General features: G+C 63.9%; 19 protein-coding genes and 2 tRNA genes. 12 read left to right on the forward strand and 9 right to left on the reverse strand.

What is annotated here, in order from left to right:
* The first annotated feature begins 128 nt into the window (after positions 1–128).
* From HW932_RS07560 to HW932_RS07590, 7 genes are all read left to right on the forward strand, one after another.
* Positions 129–1,004: an HDOD domain-containing protein gene (locus tag HW932_RS07560; RefSeq protein WP_176975882.1), complete on the forward strand. Its 876-nt coding sequence runs from the start codon at positions 129–131 to the stop codon at positions 1,002–1,004.
* Positions 988–2,820, forward strand: coding sequence for an excinuclease ABC subunit UvrC (gene uvrC / locus HW932_RS07565; protein ID WP_176975883.1), 1,833 nt, complete (start codon positions 988–990; stop codon positions 2,818–2,820). Before HW932_RS07560 ends, uvrC begins: the two co-directional genes overlap by 17 nt.
* Before the next feature lie 4 nt (positions 2,821–2,824).
* A complete protein-coding gene (gene pgsA, locus HW932_RS07570) occupies positions 2,825–3,409 on the forward strand; it encodes a CDP-diacylglycerol--glycerol-3-phosphate 3-phosphatidyltransferase (RefSeq protein ID WP_176975884.1) in 585 nt (194 codons plus the stop codon).
* Between the two features lie 55 nt (positions 3,410–3,464).
* A tRNA-Gly gene (locus tag HW932_RS07575) sits at positions 3,465–3,540 on the forward strand.
* Positions 3,541–3,807: 267 nt separating this feature from the next.
* On the forward strand, positions 3,808–5,226 hold the full coding sequence (locus tag HW932_RS07580) for an acetyl-CoA carboxylase biotin carboxylase subunit (RefSeq protein WP_176975885.1): 1,419 nt from the start codon (positions 3,808–3,810) through the stop codon (positions 5,224–5,226).
* A 31-nt stretch (positions 5,227–5,257) separates the two neighbouring features.
* Positions 5,258–7,081, forward strand: a complete 1,824-nt coding sequence (oadA, locus tag HW932_RS07585; protein WP_176975886.1) for a sodium-extruding oxaloacetate decarboxylase subunit alpha — start codon at positions 5,258–5,260, stop codon at positions 7,079–7,081.
* Positions 7,081–7,407, forward strand: a complete 327-nt coding sequence (locus tag HW932_RS07590) for a cysteine-rich small domain-containing protein (protein WP_176975887.1) — start codon at positions 7,081–7,083, stop codon at positions 7,405–7,407. The genes oadA and HW932_RS07590 overlap by 1 nt, the downstream gene beginning before the upstream one ends.
* A 14-nt stretch (positions 7,408–7,421) precedes the next feature.
* Here the strand turns inward: HW932_RS07590 and HW932_RS07595 are convergent, their stop codons facing one another.
* Positions 7,422–7,916, reverse strand: coding sequence for a DUF302 domain-containing protein (locus HW932_RS07595; RefSeq protein ID WP_176975888.1), 495 nt, complete (start codon positions 7,914–7,916; stop codon positions 7,422–7,424).
* Between the two features lie 64 nt (positions 7,917–7,980).
* Entirely contained in the window at positions 7,981–8,262 is a 282-nt protein-coding gene (locus HW932_RS07600; protein WP_176975889.1) for a cupin domain-containing protein, read from the reverse strand.
* A 156-nt stretch (positions 8,263–8,418) separates the two neighbouring features.
* On the opposite strand from HW932_RS07600, the gene pncC reads away from it, so the two are divergent.
* Both pncC and HW932_RS07610 read left to right on the forward strand, forming a co-directional pair.
* Positions 8,419–8,955 (forward strand): nicotinamide-nucleotide amidase, encoded by a 537-nt coding sequence (pncC, locus tag HW932_RS07605; protein WP_176975890.1) that lies wholly within the window; start codon positions 8,419–8,421, stop codon positions 8,953–8,955.
* Positions 8,956–9,160: 205 nt separating this feature from the next.
* Positions 9,161–9,583 (forward strand): helix-turn-helix domain-containing protein, encoded by a 423-nt coding sequence (locus HW932_RS07610; protein WP_176975891.1) that lies wholly within the window; start codon positions 9,161–9,163, stop codon positions 9,581–9,583.
* 601 nt (positions 9,584–10,184) lie between these two features.
* Here HW932_RS07610 and HW932_RS07615 read toward each other — a convergent pair.
* From HW932_RS07615 to HW932_RS07640, 6 genes are all read right to left on the reverse strand, one after another.
* Complete coding sequence (locus HW932_RS07615) at positions 10,185–10,379, reverse strand: hypothetical protein (RefSeq protein ID WP_176975892.1); 195 nt, start codon at positions 10,377–10,379, stop codon at positions 10,185–10,187.
* Positions 10,376–10,621: a hypothetical protein gene (locus tag HW932_RS07620; RefSeq protein WP_176975893.1), complete on the reverse strand. Its 246-nt coding sequence runs from the start codon at positions 10,619–10,621 to the stop codon at positions 10,376–10,378. The genes HW932_RS07615 and HW932_RS07620 overlap by 4 nt, the downstream gene beginning before the upstream one ends.
* A gap of 154 nt (positions 10,622–10,775) precedes the next feature.
* Positions 10,776–11,252: a hypothetical protein gene (locus HW932_RS07625; protein ID WP_176975894.1), complete on the reverse strand. Its 477-nt coding sequence runs from the start codon at positions 11,250–11,252 to the stop codon at positions 10,776–10,778.
* A complete protein-coding gene (locus HW932_RS07630) occupies positions 11,249–12,085 on the reverse strand; it encodes a rolling circle replication-associated protein (RefSeq protein ID WP_176975895.1) in 837 nt (278 codons plus the stop codon). Before HW932_RS07630 ends, HW932_RS07625 begins: the two co-directional genes overlap by 4 nt.
* Complete coding sequence (locus HW932_RS07635; protein WP_176975896.1) at positions 12,078–12,686, reverse strand: hypothetical protein; 609 nt, start codon at positions 12,684–12,686, stop codon at positions 12,078–12,080. Before HW932_RS07635 ends, HW932_RS07630 begins: the two co-directional genes overlap by 8 nt.
* A 140-nt stretch (positions 12,687–12,826) precedes the next feature.
* On the reverse strand, positions 12,827–14,104 hold the full coding sequence (locus HW932_RS07640) for an O-acetylhomoserine aminocarboxypropyltransferase/cysteine synthase family protein (RefSeq protein ID WP_176975897.1): 1,278 nt from the start codon (positions 14,102–14,104) through the stop codon (positions 12,827–12,829).
* Positions 14,105–14,449: 345 nt separating this feature from the next.
* On the opposite strand from HW932_RS07640, the gene HW932_RS07645 reads away from it, so the two are divergent.
* The 3 genes from HW932_RS07645 (at position 14,450) to HW932_RS07655 (ending at position 15,869) form a co-directional block, all read left to right on the forward strand.
* Entirely contained in the window at positions 14,450–14,893 is a 444-nt protein-coding gene (locus HW932_RS07645; protein ID WP_176975898.1) for a tetratricopeptide repeat protein, read from the forward strand.
* An 85-nt stretch (positions 14,894–14,978) separates the two neighbouring features.
* Positions 14,979–15,065: transfer RNA gene (locus HW932_RS07650), tRNA-Leu, on the forward strand.
* Between the two features lie 108 nt (positions 15,066–15,173).
* The gene (locus HW932_RS07655; protein ID WP_176975899.1) at positions 15,174–15,869 is read left to right on the forward strand and encodes a hypothetical protein; all 696 of its coding nucleotides are present in this window, start codon (positions 15,174–15,176) and stop codon (positions 15,867–15,869) included.
* A gap of 21 nt (positions 15,870–15,890) precedes the next feature.
* Here the strand turns inward: HW932_RS07655 and HW932_RS07660 are convergent, their stop codons facing one another.
* Complete coding sequence (locus tag HW932_RS07660; protein WP_176975900.1) at positions 15,891–16,760, reverse strand: HDOD domain-containing protein; 870 nt, start codon at positions 16,758–16,760, stop codon at positions 15,891–15,893.
* Positions 16,761–16,797 lie beyond the last annotated feature (37 nt).

Genomic DNA, 16,797 nt, shown 5'->3' on the forward strand with positions numbered 1-16,797 from the left:
GATTGAGAAATGAAGCGCGCCATGATGCGCTACAAATGCGGCGAAATCGTGTAATTGGGGATTTGGGGCCAAACGCGGTTTAATGGCAGAACTCAGCGTTCAGACATCCAGGGGCAATCTCAGCGTTCATGGTCAACTCAGCCGCCTCCAGTCATAGCGATCACTATCCGCCGCGCGCCGACCTCGAAACCGCCTTCCAGGTCGTGCGACGCGCCAAGGTGCCGCAGGTTCCCGACATCGTCCTGAGTCTGCGCAACGAGCTGCGCCGCCCCGACCCGGATCTGATCCAGGCGGCCGATCTGATCGCGCAGGATCTGGCCATGACCGGCCAGGTGCTCAAGACCATCAACTCGCCGCTCTTCGCCAGTCGCACCAAGATCAGCAGCGTCCGGCAGGCCGTCACCCTGATCGGACTGCGACGCCTGACCAATCTGGTGACGGCCGAGGCCTTCAGCCGTCTGATCGGCGAACGCGAGGGCGGAGCGCGTCTGATCCTCGACTTCATCCAGGAACAGGCGCGCATGGCCGCCTCGGTCGCCACGCTGGCGCCCGAGCTGACGCTGGACGAAGCCTATCTGTTCGGGCTGATGCAGGGCGTCGGCAGTCTCATCTTCGCCGATCTGATCGAGGACTACGGCAACGAGTGGACGCTCCAGGCGCTGACCGCGCCTGCGACGCTGATGGACTACGAACGCCGCGCCCTGGGCACGGATCATGTCACGGTCGGTTTCCTGCTGGCCGGCACCTGGCATCTGCCCGAGTCCGTGGCCCTGGCGATCTATCATCAACACGCTTTCGAGCCGCCTCAAGACTTCGATGTCCATCTGCGCGCCCTGATCGCCGTCGCCCGGCTCGCGCGCGTGCTGCTGGCGTTGCGGCGCGGTATCGAGGACAACCCGGTCCTGCTCGATCAGCGCGACTGGGGACTCAATGAGCTGGCCGTGACGCCCGAGACCTGGGAGCGCTGTGTTGCGCGTCTCCTGACCGATGAACACTGTCCCTGAAACACCCGCCGACCCGCGCCGACGGCTGAAAGACCTGCCCGTCGGCCCCGGCGTCTACCGGATGCTCGATGCCGGGGGCGCCGTGCTCTATGTCGGCAAGGCCAAGAATCTCAAGCGCCGGGTCTCCAGCTATTTCGGGCGCACGCTCACGCCGCGTCACGCGCGTCTGGTCAGTCTGATCGCTGACATCGAAGTCACAGTCACCCGCACCGAGGGCGAGGCGCTGCTGCTGGAGAGCCAGCTCATCAAGTCGCTCCAGCCGCGCTTCAACGTGCTGCTGCGCGACGACAAGAGCTACCCCTACATCCAGCTCACCACTCAGGACGACTATCCGCGCCTGGCCTTCTATCGCGGCCCGCGCCGGACCGAGGGGCGGCTGTTCGGCCCCTATCCGAGCGCCTGGGCGGTGCGCGAGACCTTACAGATCCTGCAAAAGCTGTTTCCAGTGCGCCAGTGCGAGGACGGGTTCTTCCGCCATCGCTCGCGTCCCTGTCTGCAGTATCAGATCAAGCGCTGTAGCGCGCCCTGCGTCGGGCTGGTCACGCCCGAGCAGTATGCCGAGGACGTGGCGCGCACCGCCAAGTTCCTTGACGGACGTGCCGGCGAGGTGATCGACGAGCTGATCGGCGCCATGGAGACGGCGGCGACGGCGCTGGAGTTCGAGCGCGCGGCCCAGTATCGCGACCGCATCCAGGCCCTGCGCCGGGTGCTGGAGCGTCAGTCGGTCATCGGCGAGGACGGCGATCTGGACATCATCGCCGCCGCGCGCGAGACCGATGTCTGGTGCATGCAGGTGTTCGTGGTGCGGCGCGGGCGGCATCTGGGCAACACGGCCTTCTTCCCCAAAGCGCCGGCGGACATGGAGGAGTCGGCGCTACTGGCTGGGTTTCTGGCCCAGTTCTATGCCGTGCACGAGGTTCCGGACACCCTGATCCTGAGCACGTGCCCGGACGAGGCCGAGATCCTGCGCGCGGCGCTCGCCGAGCGGGCGGGGCGGGCGGTTCGGCTCCAGGTCGAGGTGCGCGGCGAGCGCGCCCGCTGGCTGGAGATGGCGCGCGACAATGCGCGTTTCGCGCTCCAGCAGCGGCTCGGCAGTCAGGCCGGCTATGCGCGGCGGCTGGAGTCGCTGCGCGAGGCGTTGGAACTGGCCGACCGGCCGGAGCGGATGGAATGCTTCGACATCAGCCATACCCAGGGCGAGCACACAGTCGCCTCGTGCGTGGTCTTCGACGGCGAGGGCGCGCGCAAATCCGACTATCGGCGCTTCAACATCACCGGCATCACGCCGGGCGACGACTATGCCGCGCTCGATCAGGCGCTGACGCGCCGTTACAAGCGCGTGGGGCAGGGCGAGTATCCGATCCCGGATCTGATCCTGATCGACGGCGGACGCGGTCAGCTCGCCGCCGTCAACGACGCTCTCCAGGAACTGGGTCTGCATGGCCTGAATCTGATCGGCGTCTCCAAGGGGCCGGATCGACGTCCCGGCGCCGAGCGCCTTTGGTTGTTGGGTCGGGAGGCGCCCGTTATACTGCCGAGCGACTCGCCGGCCATGCATTTGATCCAGCAGATCCGCGACGAGGCCCACCGCTTCGCGATCACCGGCCATCGTCAGCGTCGCGCCAGGGCGCGCGTGACCTCGGCACTGGAGGATATCCCCGGACTCGGCCCCAAACGCCGTCAGCGTCTGCTCAAACACTTCGGCGGACTGCGCGGTCTGGAGCGCGCCGGCGTCGAGGACATCGCCGGGGTCGAGGGCATCAGCCGCCCGCTGGCCCAGCGCATTCACGCCGCCTTCCATCGAGACCAAGCCTGACATCATGTGGAACCTGCCGAATATCCTGACGCTGCTGCGGATCGCGCTGATCCCGGTGTTCGTCGTCGTCTTCTATCTCGACTCGGTCTGGGCGCCCTATGCGGCCGCGGCCGTCTTCGGCGCGGCGGCTCTGACCGACTGGCTCGACGGCTATCTGGCACGCAAATGGAATCAGACCTCGCCGCTCGGCGCCTTTCTCGATCCGGTCGCCGACAAGCTGATGGTGGCCGTGGCGCTGGTGGTGCTGTTGCAGGCCGATCCGCGCATCCTGATCGCGCTGCCGGTGATGGTCATCATCGGGCGCGAGATCACGGTCTCGGCCCTGCGTGAATGGATGGCCGAGATCGGCGCGCGTGCGGCGGTGGCCGTCTCCGCGCTCGGCAAGGTCAAGACCACGGCGCAGATGATCTCGATCGTGATCCTGATCCTGCGTGAGTCGGTGTTCGGTCCCTGGACCTATGGGTTGGGCGTGGTGCTGCTCTACGTTGCGGCTCTTCTCACGCTCTGGTCGATGGTGCTATACTTGCTGTCTGCTTGGCCGAGCCTTTCAGGTCGAGCGGATCAGTCGAACGACAGTCAGCCAAAATAAATTTCAAAATAGGCTTGACGGACTGAAAAAATCGCCTATAATGGGCGTCTCTTCAGCGGGAATAGCTCAGTTGGTAGAGCACAACCTTGCCAAGGTTGGGGTCGCGAGTTCGAGTCTCGTTTCCCGCTCCAAATTCAGAAAAAAGCCCTCCTAGTGAGGGCTTTTTTCGTTCTCGCTGTCACAATCGACAGCTGCAATCTCTTTGCAGGAATACGCGCTTCCGCTATATTGCTGCTTAGCAGCATCCATCGCGGGCCGAATCGTTCCAGCCGCATGGAAGCCCCTTCGATAACCTGATGACCGCATGGCAGGTAATTCGACGGTGCTTCCCAGCACTCGATCCAATTCGCTCGCCAACGCCATTGCGGCCAGCGGCCGGCCGTTCCAGAGGCTAATCCATGCTTCGTAAGATCCTGATCGCCAACCGTGGCGAGATTGCCGTGCGCGTCATCCGAGCCTGTGCCGAACTGGGCATTCGCTCGGTGGCCATCTATTCCGAGGCCGACCGTCACTCGCTCCATGTCAAGAAGGCCGACGAGGCCTACAGTCTGGGCAGCGATCCGCTCGCCGGTTATCTCAACGTCCACAATATCGTCAACCTCGCCGTCATGACCGGCTGTGATGCCGTGCATCCAGGCTATGGTTTCCTGTCGGAGAACCCCGAGCTGGCGCTGACCTGCGCACGGCGCGGCATCACTTTCATCGGGCCGAATGCCGAGGTCATCGCCCGCATGGGCGACAAGACCGCCGCGCGTCAGGCGATGCAGAAAGCGGGCGTTCCGGTCACTCCCGGCAGCCCCGGCAATCTGAACAGTCTGGATGAGGCGCTCGCCTGCGCCGAGGAGATCGGCTATCCGGTCATGCTCAAGGCGACCTCGGGCGGCGGCGGGCGCGGTATCCGGCGTTGTGACGACCCGGCCGCCCTGCGCCACAACTACGAGCGCGTCATCTCGGAGGCGACCAAGGCGTTCGGGCGCGCCGAGGTGTTCCTCGAAAAGTGCGTGGTCAATCCCAAGCACATCGAGGTGCAGGTGCTGGCCGACCATCACGGTCACTGCATCCATCTGTTCGAGCGCGACTGCTCGATCCAGCGGCGCAATCAGAAGCTGATCGAGATCGCCCCCTCGCCGCAGCTCGACGATGCCCAGCGCCAGTACGTCGGCGGACTGGCCGTGCTGGCCGCGCGCTCGGTCGGCTATACCAATGCCGGGACCGTGGAGTTCCTGCTCGATTCCGACGGGCGCTTCTACTTCATGGAGATGAACACCCGCATCCAGGTCGAGCACACCATCACCGAGACCATCACGGGTGTCGATCTGGTCGAGGAGCAGATCCGGGTCGCGGCCGGCTTGCCGTTGCGCTACCGCCAGGACCAGATCCAGCGTCGCGGTTTCGCCATCCAGTTCCGCGTCAACGCCGAAGACCCCAAGAACAACTTCCTGCCGAGCTTCGGGCGCATCTCGCGCTATTACGCGCCGGGCGGTCCGGGTGTGCGCACCGATGGCGCCATCTATACCGGCTACCATGTGCCGCCCTATTACGATTCGATGCTGGCCAAGCTCATCGTCTGGGCGCTCGAGTGGGATGACGTGGTCAATCGCGGTCATCGGGCGCTGCGCGACATGGGCGTCTATGGCGTCAAGACCACCATTCCGTTCTACCAGGAGATCCTGCGCCATCCCGACTTCCGGGCCGCGAACTTCGACACCGGCTTCCTGGAGTCGCATCCGGAACTCCTGAACTATTCGACCAAGCGCCGTCGCGAGGACATCGCCTCGGCGCTCGCCGCCGCCATCGCCGCTCATGCGGGGCTTTGAGACAACCGACCGGCTTCAAGCGAGCTTCACCATGCCGAAGATCAACATCACCGACGTCATTCTGCGCGACGCGCATCAATCCCTGCTCGCCACGCGCATGCGTACCGAGGACATGCTGCCGATCTGTCCCAAGCTCGACGCCATCGGCTACTGGTCGTTGGAATGCTGGGGCGGGGCGACCTTCGACGCCTGCGTGCGCTTCCTGAAGGAAGATCCCTGGGAACGTCTGCGCAAGCTGCGCGAGGCGCTGCCCAACACCCGTTTGCAGATGCTGCTGCGCGGCCAGAACCTGCTCGGCTACCGGCATTATTCCGACGACGTGGTACGCGCCTTCGTGCGCCGCGCGGCCGACAATGGCATGGACGTGTTCCGCATCTTCGATGCGCTCAACGATCTGCGTAACCTCAAGACCGCGATCGAGGCGACCAAAGCCGCCGGCAAGCACGCCCAGGGCACCATCTGTTACACCGTCAGTCCGGTCCACACTGTCGACGGTTTCGTCAAGATGGGACGCGAACTGGCCGCGATGGGCTGCGACTCCATTGCGATCAAGGACATGGCCGGACTGCTGACGCCTTTCGTCACGGCCGAGCTGGTCAAGGCGCTCAAGGACAGCGTCGATCTGCCGCTGCATCTGCATTCGCACGCCACCTCGGGTCTGGCCGACATGTGCCACCTGAAGGCGATCGAGAACGGCTGCGACACCGTCGATACCGCCATCTCATCCATGGCCGGCGGCACCTCGCATCCGCCGACCGAGAGTCTGGTCGCGGCCCTGCGCGGCACCGAGTACGACACCGGGCTGGATCTGGAGGCCATCCAGGAAGTCGGGATGTACTTCTACCAGATCCGCAAGAAGTACCATCAGTTCGAGAGCGAGTTCACCGGCGTCGACACCCGCGTCCAGGTCAATCAGGTGCCGGGCGGCATGATCTCGAACCTGGCTAACCAGTTGAAGGAACAGAACGCGCTCGACCGCATGAGCGCCGTGCTGGAAGAGATCCCGCGCGTGCGCCAGGATCTCGGCTATCCGCCGCTGGTCACGCCGACCTCGCAGATCGTCGGCACCCAGGCGGTGTTCAACGTGCTCACCGAGAAGCGCTATCAGACCATCACCAACGAGGTGAAGCTCTATCTCCAGGGGCGCTATGGCGCCGCGCCGGCGGCCGTCAATCCGACCCTGCAACAGCAGGCGATCGGCAACGAGGATCTGATCGAGTGCCGTCCGGCCGATCTGCTCAAGCCCGAGCTGGAGCGACTGACGCACGAGATCGGGCCACTGGCGCTCTCCGAGGACGATGTGCTGACCTATGCCATGTTCCCCGAGATCGGGCGCACCTTCCTCGATCAGCGTGCCGCCGGCGCCCTGGCGCCCGAGCCGCTGGAGCCGCCGCCGAGCAACGAGCCGGCCAAGGCCGCGCCGACCGAGTTCAATATCAACGTCCACGGCGAGACCTATCACATCAAGGTCACGGGCGCTGGGCACAAAGGGCAGGCCGAGCGTCATTTCTATTTCACCATCGACGACATCCCGGAAGAGGTGGTCGTCGAGACGCTCGACGAGCTGGTGCTGACCGGCGGCGGGGCGGCTTCCGGTCCGCGCGCCATCAGCGGCAAACGTCCCAAGCCGAGCCAACCGGGCCATGTCACCACCTCCATGCCGGGCAACATCGTCGATGTGCTGGTCAAGGAGGGCGATACTGTGATCGCCGGTCAGCCGGTCATCGTCACCGAGGCGATGAAGATGGAGACCGAGATCCAGGCCCCGATCGCCGGGACCGTCACCGCCGTCTATGTCGGCAAGGGCGACGCGGTCAATCCGGACGAGGTGCTGATCGAAATCTCGCCGGCCTGATGCAGCCCAGGGACTCCACGGCGAACGAAGCCTACAAAGGCTTCACCAACCATGAATGCCCGTTCTATCCCTGCCATGCCGGGGTGAAGCGGGCGTTCAACTGCCTGTTCTGTTACTGCCCGCTCATCGCCTACGAGTGTCCCGGGCCCTATCGGATCTATACCGACAAACACGGACTCGGGCGCAAGGATTGCTCGGACTGCCGGCTGCCGCACGAAGGCTATCAGGCGTCCTGGTCTTTCATCCAGAAATGGCTGGAACGGCCCAGGATCTGGGGCGGTAGGGCATTGGACGCGCGCGAGCGCAAGGCCGCGCGCGGCGGTTGAGTCGGGCAGGGGGCTTACAGATCGCCGTTGGCGCCGGCCGTCATGATCTCGTTCATGGTGTCGCGCACCTTGATCGCCAGTTCCTTGAGGTTCGGCGGCAGGTCGGCCATCTGCATCACCTTGTCCAGATCCAGCGTCACCAGCCAGGCCTTGCCGTCCTGATCCTCGATCAGGGTGATGCGGCAGGGCAGATAGGCGGCGAAATCGATGTTCTCAGCCAGCATCCGGGCGGCGATGCGCGCGTCGCAGAACTGGAAGATCTCGACGTGCCTGGTCTCCACGCCCATGGCCTCCAGCTCCTTGTAGAGCGGCTGGCGCGCGACCAGCTTGAAGTTCAGCCCGTTGGCGCGCAGCAGCATGGAGTCGATCGCGTCGTCGATGGAAACATCTTCGGCCAGCGGCATCTTGACCACGGTGTCGGCGATGTTCATGCCTTCGGCGCGTGGCGCCAGCGTGGCGAACAGCAGGGGCAGGGCGGTGAATACGGCAAGCCAGTGGATCTTTCGCATGTGACTGTCCTCGTTTCCTCGTTGGTGTTCTCGTTCGTCGACGCGCGGCGCGTACTGGAGACGCCTACGCGAAGTCGTAGTGTTTTTCGACCGCCTCGATGATCTCCCAGGTGCAGGCGAGTCCGGCCGGGAAGGTGATGAGATCGCCGCGCCCGAACGCTTGCGGCTCGCCGCCCTCGGGTGTCACGCGAAAACGGCCGCGCAGCACGTAACAGGTTTCGGTCTGGTCATAGCGCCAGGGGAAGGTCGAGGGTTCCTTCTTCCAGATCGGCCAGTCATAAACGCCCATCACGTCCAGTTTGGCGGGGGAGGGCTTGTGTTCGCAACGGATCTCCAGGTCGCTCATGGTCTCTTGGGTCGTCTCGTCGGTTGGTTCGGATCGTCTGAGATTGGGGTGTCGGCCGCTCTGCCGGCCTTGAAAGTGTAATAGTGCGGTTTTCAGACGGTTTTTTCCAACGCCGACGCTTGTCCGGTCCGTCGCCTTCGGCGAAGATCGTCTCCCATGACGATAGATCATCCTGCCCCGCATTCGGTTTCACCCCATGAACTCACCCGGCTCGCGGCGCGCGTGGGCGAGTGTCTGCGAGAACGCGGCCGGCGGCTGGCGACGGCCGAGTCCTGCACCGGCGGTTGGGTCGCCAAGACGATCACCGACATCGCCGGCAGCAGCGACTGGTTCGATCGCGGGTTCGTCACCTATAGCAATGCGGCCAAGCAGCAGATGCTCGGCGTCGACGCCGGGCTGATCGAAGTTCATGGTGCGGTGAGCGCGCCCGTGGTGCGGGCCATGGTCACGGGCGCGCTGGCCCATAGCCAGGCCGAGGTCGCGCTGGCCGTCAGCGGCATCGCCGGACCGGGCGGCGGCTCACCCGAAAAGCCGGTCGGAACCGTTTGGTTCGCCTGGGGGCAAATGGGGAACAGATCGGTGACGCGCCGTGATTGTTTCGCTGGCGATCGCGAGGCCGTGCGTGTCCAAGCGGTACGCACGGTGCTGTTCGGTCTGCTCGAATATCTGAACGCTCCAAATGCCCCTGAATAGCGCAGGCTCTGAATCGCTGGATTTAGATGTCTGCTAAATTTCGGATAATGTATATGCCGGTTGGCCCATGGCCCTAGACAACCCCTGTCAATGACCCTACAGGGGAAATCTATATGACTCTGCAAGGCGTGACAATAGCGCAGGGTCATTTTTCGGGCGTATGCTTGCCCTAGAGAGTGACAAGCATCAACGGAGAAGGCATACCATGTCCTTTGGAAAGAACGTCCGGCGCATGCGCCAAGACAAGGGTTGGAGTCAGTTTCAGCTATCCGAGAAAACCGGAATCAAGGTGGGCCATATCTCGAAGCTCGAACAGGACGAGGGCGACCCGAAGCTGTCGACGCTGTACAAGCTGATGGACGCCTTGGGGTGCTCGCCGGATTCGCTGCTGATGGACGTGGAGAAGATGAACCAGGACGCCATCCTCAAGCAGACCTTGGAGCGGGCTATGAAGCTGCCCGAGTTGAACAAGGCGGCCATCATTGAGGTGATCGACGGGTATTGCCGGGCGTGCGGCATGGAACAGGCGTTCATCCCTGGAAACAACTTGCTCCGCCACTTCATAGCGCCCAGGGAACGCCTGCCAATCCCGGAGGTATTGACGGGGAGCCAGGACGCCGAACCCTGACGCCGCCCCGCCCAGCATCATGGGGCCCCGCACCCCATGATGCTGGCTCGGATGCGGCGCATTCACTCACTCAATGGGCGGTCTTTTCGGGGTCGCGGTCTGATATGCAACTACCAATCAATCAAGAGAGAACCAAAGCCCCGAGGCCCCCGGAGCATGGATTGATGCTCGCCGTAGGCTCGCACTTTCAGAAGGCAAGGCATCAACGGTTGCAGGACGACACATGAAGGGACAGAGCGGCGCAGAGATCCGCGAATCGATCCCCGAGGGGATGGCGACCGAGGAGACGCCGCGATAACCGTCACAGTGCCCATAAAACGGCGTGCCGCGCGGCTCATGACGTCCTGTCATACGAAGAAAGCCCACACGGTTGAGGGGGCGTGCCATTCGCCCGAAATCCCTTTCGGGCGAATCCAAAGGGGCGTCTTTTGGGCCGCCATACTGGCCACGGCAGTAACCGCAACCACATCACGCCCGTTCACTGTCGAGCAGGTCGGCGGGGACGCGAGCGGCTGAAACGAGATAGGGGCTTTCAAGGCGGAAGGGTTGCCCGGTGCCCTGGATTGACGTTGCAGCAACAGGAAATAGCGTCACTGTGACGTTATGCGGTAACGTGATCCTCACGCTTCCCGTGCTTTTCGGTCACTGTGACGACCCGGCGCAGGATTTCGCGCCGGACCGCCCGGACCTCTGGACGCCAGCAGAGCGCCCAGGCGACCCAGGCGACGACCACGCAGGGATCAAGGCCCAGGGCCTTGGCGGCACGGATCGCCAGGGCATCGAGAGCGCGGTTCATGGCTCGACCTCACAGGGCCAGAAGACGTGCCACTGATCGCCCGCGTCATAGAGCGGCACCACCACCAGCCCGGAGCGCTCCAGTTGGTGGGCCATGCGTTCGGCCAGATGCCGACGCGGATAGACCAGGGCCAGGGCGGGAGTGCGCGACCAGGCGTTGACCTGAACCCCTGGACGCGGCTCCTCGACCAGACTCAGGAACTCTTGACGCTCGTTGCCGATGCAGAAGCCCACGCGCTTCATGACGTCCCCCTGGAGTCTGTTGGCGGGGTTGGCTTGGAAAAACCGGCCGGAAGCAGGCGCCCGCGCGGGGCATCGGGACACCGACGACAGTCAAGGCACAGGCCGGGCAGTAGCAGCCGACCGACAACGCCACACGGGCGCTTCGTTGGGCGATTCATGCCGCCACCTCGACCGACCACCAAGGACGGAACACTTGCAACCCCAAGCGACCCTCGCGCAGGGCCTGATACAAGCGCTCCGTCTGGCGGTCGGCTTCTTCCTGAAAGGCCGTGTCCTTGACGCCAGCGTAGTAGTCGGGCCGATCGGCCAATTCGCGCTCGATGACCTGATCGGCGAACAGCGGATAACGGGCATGGGCGCGACGCTGCAAGGCAGCACGGCGAGCCTTGGCGCGTGCCTCCTGACTCCAACGCTTGGGCGGTGGTTCATGCCGATTCCAGCAGAGCGAATAACCGCGCGGAAGCTCCCGGAGGGTCCGTTGATAGAGTCGCCACAGTTCGCCAGGGCGCGCGCCGGCCGTCGCCGGGGCCTCGATCAGTTCCGAGGCCAGGACACGCGGTAAGCCTTGGGGCGGTTCGCCGTGCAAGGTCCAACGAACTTCGTACTCTTGGATGACGGTCTTCGTTTTCATGCTGGAAGCTCCAGAGCATAGGGACAGGGAGAATCGGCGACCCACTGCACCACGGGCCGCCCGAGGTTGAAGCCGACCAGCCGCCAGGGGGAGGGCAGCCAGTCGCCGAGCACGCGCGAGACCCAGCCGCCGCCCGGCGCTGGTCGGGGTTCGTCTTGCCAGTCGGGCCAAGCGTCCTTGACCCACTTCGGCGCCCGCCACCACGCACACTTGGAACGCTCGACCGTGGTCAAGCCGCCCTTGCCATGACTGCGGGAACCCTTGGGGAACGAGACCTGAACGCCATCCTTGGTGGAGCCTTTCGAGGCGTACTTGGCCAGATAGCCGACCGGCTCGCGCGCCCACTGCCACTTGGTATGGCCCCAGGGCCACCAGCCTTGTTTGTCGGGCTTGGGCAGGGTCACGCCCAGGGGCAGCCAGATCAGGACGTGGTAATGCAGCCGCCCGCGCCGGGAGCCGCGTTCGAGCACCCAGACATAGGGCAGGGCCGGGAGATCGCGCCGCTTGCCCCAGTGCCGAATGTGCTTCATCAACGCCGACATCTGATCGGGGCTGAATTCGTCTTCGTCGCGATAGGTCAGATGGAGCATGGCCGCTTTCCAGCGCCGCCCGCTGGACCCAAGCCGCTCCTGGATCAGGTTGGCGGCTGTGAGCACCGCCGAGCGCATCCGGCGCAGCCGCCCGAGGTGCGAATCGATGACCACCTGATGCGGGCCATCGGCCTGGAGGCCCCGTGTTTCCGGGGCCGTGTCACTTGTTGAGAAAGAGACAAGCCCAGGCGGGACGGCTTCGCCGCCCGCCGAATCCGAGACGACGCGGACGCGCTCAGCCATGGGCGGCCCCCTCCAGACGTGCCCCGAGCGCGGCCAGCTCGCCGCCGAGGGACTGGACCTGGACGGCCAGAGCCTGGAGCTGGGAGCGGATCGCCGGATCGACAGCCGGGGCGGACGGGGTCTGTTGGGCTTCCAGGGCCGCGAGCTTGGCCCTCAGCTGGGCATTGAGCCGCTGGTACTCGCTGACCTGCTGGCGGTAGAAGACCAGGGCGAAGAACTCGCCCGGCGGGATGCCGCCGCGGCGATAGCCGGGCGGGAACAGATAGCCGTTGTGGACCTCCCAGCCATCCCATCCGACCCAGGGCACGAAGCCGGCGAGGACGGCCAGGAGCCGGACGGCGGTTGGATCGGGTTGGCCGGTGGCTCGCCAGCGCTGCCAGGTGCGTAGCGACACGCAACAGGCGGCGGCCGCTTCGGCATCGGTGAACCGGCAGGCCAACTGCAACGCGCCCAAGGTCGTTGGGTTGGCCGCGAAGCCTTCGGCGCGAAGCTCGGACTCCGACCAGTCGGACGCCGATGACAACTTGACGCACAACGCCGGATCGACCGCCAAGTTGACGCGCGCCTTGGTGGTCTTGGATGACGCGCGAACCCGCGCCACGTCTGGCGTGGCGGCCGATTCAGGCGTCTCAGTGATTTCGGATAATGTATATTATGTAAAGTTAGATATTGAGACGAATTGACGTCGGGATTCCATTCCCGTTCCACTCCTCCTTAACCTCCTACTTGAAGCTGCGCGTCTCAACCCGCCGCCGCGAGCGCTTGATCCAAATCCGCAATGATGTCGTCGATGTGCTCAATGCCGATCGATAGCCGGATCAGATCCTCAGAGACTCCGGCGCGCGCCAGCTCCTCAGGCGACAACTGGCGATGCGTGGTCGTAGCCGGATGACAGGCCAATGTCTTGGCATCGCCGATATTGACCAATCGCACGGCGAGCTTGAGCGCATCGATGAAACACCCCCCGACTTCGCGTCCGCCCTTGATGCCGAACGACAGAATGGAACTCGCCTTCGCGCCATCCATGTACTTCTGAATCAGCGGATAATCCGGACTGTCCGGCAGTCCTGCATAACGCACCCAAGCCACCTTGGGATGTTCCTCAAGATAGCTGGCGACAGCGATGGCGTTTTCGCAATGCCGGTCCATGCGTACCGGAAGCGTCTCGATGCCCTGCAGGATCAGGAAACTGTTGAACGGCGAGATGGCCGCACCCATGTTGCGCAACGGTACGACGCGCGCGCGCGCGATATAGGCCGCCTCCCCCATCGTCTCGGTATAGACTACGCCGTGATAAGAAATATCCGGCTCGTTGAGCAGCGGAAACCGCTCTGCGTGTTCGGACCAGGGAAAACGTCCAGAGTCGACCAAGGCGCCGCCGATGGTGGTTCCATGTCCGCCCATATACTTGGTGAGCGCGTGGACCACGATGTCGGCGCCATGTTCGAACGGTCGGCACAGATAGGGCGTGGGCACCGTGTTGTCGACGATCAATGGCAAACCATGCGCATGAGCCATGTCGGCTATCGGCGCGATATCGGCGACGTTTCCGGCAGGATTGCCGATGGACTCGCAGAAGACGGCCTTGGTACGTGCATCGATCTGGGCTGCCATGCCTTCGATGTCGTTGGGTGCGGCGAAACGGACTTGGATGCCCAGGCGCGGCAGAGTATGCGCAAAGAGATTGTAGGTGCCGCCATAGAGTGTCGACACCGCGATGATATTGTCCCCCGCTTGGGCCAGGGTCAGGACCGCATTGGTCACAGCGGCCATGCCCGAAGCCAATGCCAGGGCGCCGACGCCGCCCTCCAGGGCTGCCACGCGCTTTTCGAGCACGTCGCTGGTCGGGTTCATGATGCGGGTGTAGATGTTGCCCGCGACCTTGAGATCGAACAGATCCGCGCCATGTTGGGTGTCGTCGAAGGCATAGCTGGTAGTCTGATAGATGGGTGTGGCTACCGATTTGGTGGTTGGGTCGGGCTCAAAACCAGCGTGGATGGCCAGGGTTTCAATCTTCATGGATACTCCTTGGGTGGGTTGGGTCAGTCATAGTAGTGAGGATCCCGCGGTTTTCGTCTTCCAGGGGATTGGTCTCATGCTACCTGATGTGTGGCCTGTCGTGCCTCCTCCCGCTTCTACGGCCAACAGTACTCTCGTAACGCCGCGCCTGACCGACAAGCCCTTGGCCGAGGTCGACGGAGAGCTTTCAGATCGGATCCATGAAACCCGATGGACAGATCTGACTCTTACTTCTTCGACGCGCGGCGCGGTCCAAAGATCAAGGGCCTATCTACTACCCGATCCGGCATGTGATGTGCGATAGATGCACGCTTACTGTCGGCCCTGAATGAGGTGCAGTGTCCCATGAGCGACGAACCCAATACACTCGACATGGACTTGGTGAGCGGTATCGCCGCCTTCGAGTCCAAGCAATTCTCACGCGCCGTGGGGCTGCTCGCCCCGTTGGCCGAGCAAGGCAACGTCGAGGCGCAGTACCGCGTGGCCATCATGGCCCAGAATGGCCTAGGTATGCTCCCCAATCCGCTCATGGCCTACAGCTATATGAAGAGCGCGGCCAAGGCCGGGCTCGGTCTCGCGCAACATGGCTTGGCCTTCATGTACATGGAAGGCGAATGCACCGACAAAAATCCCGCCAAGGCGGTCGAATGGTTCAGGAGGGCCGCCGACCAAGGACTGATCGGCTCCTTGACCACGCTGGCCATGATGTACGAGCAGGGACACGGCGTGGAGCAGGATCTGGACGAGGCAAAACGCCTCTACAAGCTGGCTGGATTCGACGAACGCTGAACGACGTTGTCGTCGCAGGTTCGATGCAACCGATAGAGATCCCTCCCATTTACGGCCCGAATTGGTTATAATCCGCGTCCGCGTTGCCGGGGTGGCGAAATTGGTAGACGCATCAGACTCAAAATCTGACGGGGGCGACCCCATGCCGGTTCGAGTCCGGCCCTCGGTACCATATGAGACAAGGGGTTAGGTTTAAAAGCCTAACCCCTTTTGCTTGAGGGCAGTTCGCTGTGGCTTTTGGCAAAATGTTCGCCTCACGCTCGACCGGGAGACGATCCGCATGACCCTCGACCCGCAGTTCCACTCTCAGCTCTACTGGGCCGCCGTACTGAGCCTCTATGTCCTGGCGGTGCTCGTCCTGACGCGACTGCCCTATCAGGCCATGGTCCGGCGCGGCCTGGAGCCGATCCGGGCCGTCTACTACAACCGCAAGATCGTGCACATGCTGGCCGGCGGGGTCGGTTCCTTGGCCGTGCCGCTGGTGTTCGTCGATCCCTGGTTTCCGCTGATCAGCGGGTTGCTGCTGACGCTCCTGACCAACCTGGCCCATGCCACCGGGATGCGGTTCTACTGGTTCCAGACCGACGACAACCGCAACGACGTCAAGTTCGCGCTCATGTGGTCCACCTCGGTCGCGGCGCTGTGGTGGATTCTGGATGATCCCTGGCTGGCGATCCTGCCCTCGCTCTACATGGCCTTCGGCGACGGCGTGACCGGAATCGTGCGCAATGCTTTCATCCGCAAGCGCTCCAAGAGTCCGATCGGCAGTGTCTTCATGCTGATCGTCAGCGCGCCCATGGGATGGATCATCGGCAGCATGGCGCAACCGGCGATCCCGGTGTGGGGACTGATCTCAGCGGTGGTCGCCACCGTGGTCGAGCGCTATGAATTCGGTCCCATCGACGACAACATCCTCATCACTGTCTCAGCCTCGGCGGTGCTGCTGTTCGGGGTCTACTGGGGGCCGCTGTTCTGAGGTCCGGGTCGGACGACCGCCCTACTCGGCCAGCTTGGGATTGCGCAACGCCTCGACGGCAAGGATCTGGTACTGCGCCTGCTCGACCAACTCCATGAGTTGATCGTTGTGCAAGTTCAGACGCGCCAGGATCTCGGGCTCGATCGGCGGGGCGTCGTGCAGATCCCTGGAGTCGAACTCGGCCAGATGGGCGATGCTGTTGGCCACATGCACCAGGGACACGGCGAGCGCGTGCCCCTCGGGTGCGGCGAGCGGATCGTGGTGATAGCGGATGCAGGCCACCAGGCTCTCGGGCAGACCCCAGTGCTCGGCCAGGGCGCCGCCAAGCTGGGCGTGATCGAAACCGAGCACAGCGCGCTCGGCCTCTACCGGCGACAGAGTATCGAGCTCACCCAGCGAGTTCAGGAACGCCTGATGCTCGGCCTGGGGCTCCTGGGTGAAGAGCAGGAGCTGCCCTAGATCGTGCAGCAAGCCGCCTAGGAAGACCGATCCGGCCAGACGGGGCGCGCTCTGTTCGGCCAGCAGGCGCGCGATGACGGCGCAATAGGACGAGTGGCGCCAGAAGATTTCGAGCGGCAGCATGTCCTGGTTCGGCAGATGGTCCGCCGCCTGGGTGACGGCGCCCGCGATCACCAGTCGGCGCAGATGCTCGCGCCCCAGCAGCATGATGGCGCGCTCGACCGAATCGACCGTGCGCGCGGGCGCGAAGGCCGGGCTGTTGGCCAGCCGCAGCAGGATGGCGACCAAGGCCGGATCCTGCTCCAGATGCCGGGCAATCTCGGATTGGCGGCTGTCCGGATCGTCCAGGAGACGCAGCACTTCGCCGACCACGCGCGGGATCGCCAGTAATCGCCCAGTTCCCTTGACCAGGCTCTCGATGGTTACGGACACGCCGCACACTCTCCCAACACGCCTACAGTGACGCGAT

The organism is Allochromatium humboldtianum (assembly GCF_013385175.1).
In the GTDB taxonomy this organism is placed as follows: Bacteria; Pseudomonadota; Gammaproteobacteria; order Chromatiales; family Chromatiaceae; genus Thermochromatium; species Thermochromatium humboldtianum.

Excerpts from the sequence above, each read along its gene's own strand:
- HW932_RS07560 (WP_176975882.1), top strand. The coding sequence starts at position 129 with ATGGTCAACTCAGCCGCCTCCAGTCATAGCGATCACTATCCGCCGCGC.
- uvrC (WP_176975883.1), top strand. The coding sequence starts at position 988 with ATGAACACTGTCCCTGAAACACCCGCCGACCCGCGCCGACGGCTGAAA.
- pgsA (WP_176975884.1), top strand. The coding sequence starts at position 2,825 with ATGTGGAACCTGCCGAATATCCTGACGCTGCTGCGGATCGCGCTGATC.
- HW932_RS07580 (WP_176975885.1), top strand. The coding sequence starts at position 3,808 with ATGCTTCGTAAGATCCTGATCGCCAACCGTGGCGAGATTGCCGTGCGC.
- oadA (WP_176975886.1), top strand. The coding sequence starts at position 5,258 with ATGCCGAAGATCAACATCACCGACGTCATTCTGCGCGACGCGCATCAA.
- HW932_RS07590 (WP_176975887.1), top strand. The coding sequence starts at position 7,081 with ATGCAGCCCAGGGACTCCACGGCGAACGAAGCCTACAAAGGCTTCACC.
- HW932_RS07595 (WP_176975888.1), bottom strand. The coding sequence starts at position 7,916 with ATGCGAAAGATCCACTGGCTTGCCGTATTCACCGCCCTGCCCCTGCTG.
- HW932_RS07600 (WP_176975889.1), bottom strand. The coding sequence starts at position 8,262 with ATGAGCGACCTGGAGATCCGTTGCGAACACAAGCCCTCCCCCGCCAAA.
- pncC (WP_176975890.1), top strand. The coding sequence starts at position 8,419 with ATGACGATAGATCATCCTGCCCCGCATTCGGTTTCACCCCATGAACTC.
- HW932_RS07610 (WP_176975891.1), top strand. The coding sequence starts at position 9,161 with ATGTCCTTTGGAAAGAACGTCCGGCGCATGCGCCAAGACAAGGGTTGG.
- HW932_RS07615 (WP_176975892.1), bottom strand. The coding sequence starts at position 10,379 with ATGAACCGCGCTCTCGATGCCCTGGCGATCCGTGCCGCCAAGGCCCTG.
- HW932_RS07620 (WP_176975893.1), bottom strand. The coding sequence starts at position 10,621 with ATGAAGCGCGTGGGCTTCTGCATCGGCAACGAGCGTCAAGAGTTCCTG.
- HW932_RS07625 (WP_176975894.1), bottom strand. The coding sequence starts at position 11,252 with ATGAAAACGAAGACCGTCATCCAAGAGTACGAAGTTCGTTGGACCTTG.
- HW932_RS07630 (WP_176975895.1), bottom strand. The coding sequence starts at position 12,085 with ATGGCTGAGCGCGTCCGCGTCGTCTCGGATTCGGCGGGCGGCGAAGCC.
- HW932_RS07640 (WP_176975897.1), bottom strand. The coding sequence starts at position 14,104 with ATGAAGATTGAAACCCTGGCCATCCACGCTGGTTTTGAGCCCGACCCA.
- HW932_RS07645 (WP_176975898.1), top strand. The coding sequence starts at position 14,450 with ATGAGCGACGAACCCAATACACTCGACATGGACTTGGTGAGCGGTATC.
- HW932_RS07655 (WP_176975899.1), top strand. The coding sequence starts at position 15,174 with ATGACCCTCGACCCGCAGTTCCACTCTCAGCTCTACTGGGCCGCCGTA.